This window comes from Proteus sp. MB838 (assembly GCF_054767435.1).
The window spans coordinates 1-547 of record NZ_BAABMO010000109.1 but is presented as its reverse complement, the minus strand read 5'-3'; the positions used below and the strand labels follow the sequence as shown (position 1 = coordinate 547).

Below are 547 nucleotides of genomic sequence, written 5' to 3'. Positions count from 1 at the left end.
AGTCACATGACTATGCCAATCACCAAAGATCACTTAGGAGGCAAATATGGCAACGATAATTTTTAAAGAGAACTCAAAAATTCGCAGACGCGGAAAGCAAGGTGAGTTTTTGGCTCGAAAGATAGCTATGAGAAGTCGCTCAGTGGAAGAAATTTGGGATTCGATATTTGGCGTTGAGAAGAAAGAACGCCCTGTTCTCTCTCTCAAACCAACAAAGCATTATCCAAGTGGAGATAACTGTTGCTTACCTAATGTAGCAGTATTTTCAGGAGTTAAAACAAAACAGCCGAGCAGTGAGTTCGGGGTGACGGCGAGATAAAGTCCATGGATGGGCTTACCTTACCTCTTCATATGCTTTACGTATTTTAGTGTTATTTACTAAGGCATATTCTATATCTTTAAGGTAATTGCTAGTAATCCTATATTTGCACTTAGGCTCGTTAATATAGTCACCTTTAATTGGTTCGATTATTCCTTTATTAAATAATTCGATGACACCTTTTTCATTCATTGAATCAAAAGACAATTCGCTATCCAGACCTATTTC

General features: G+C 37.8%; 2 protein-coding genes. One reads left to right on the top strand and one right to left on the bottom strand.

Annotation, left to right across the window (positions count from 1 at the left end; all coding sequences use genetic code 11):
- Positions 1 to 46 precede the first annotated feature (46 nt).
- Entirely contained in the window at positions 47 to 319 is a 273-nt protein-coding gene (locus ACYUCW_RS18155; protein ID WP_460409187.1) for a hypothetical protein, read from the top strand.
- A gap of 15 nt (positions 320 to 334) precedes the next feature.
- On the opposite strand, the gene ACYUCW_RS18150 is transcribed toward ACYUCW_RS18155, so the two are convergent.
- The coding region (locus ACYUCW_RS18150) for a hypothetical protein (protein WP_460409186.1) at positions 335 to 547 on the bottom strand (213 nt) is incomplete at its 5' end.

Excerpts from the sequence above, each read along its gene's own strand:
- ACYUCW_RS18155 (WP_460409187.1), top strand. The coding sequence starts at position 47 with ATGGCAACGATAATTTTTAAAGAGAACTCAAAAATTCGCAGACGCGGA.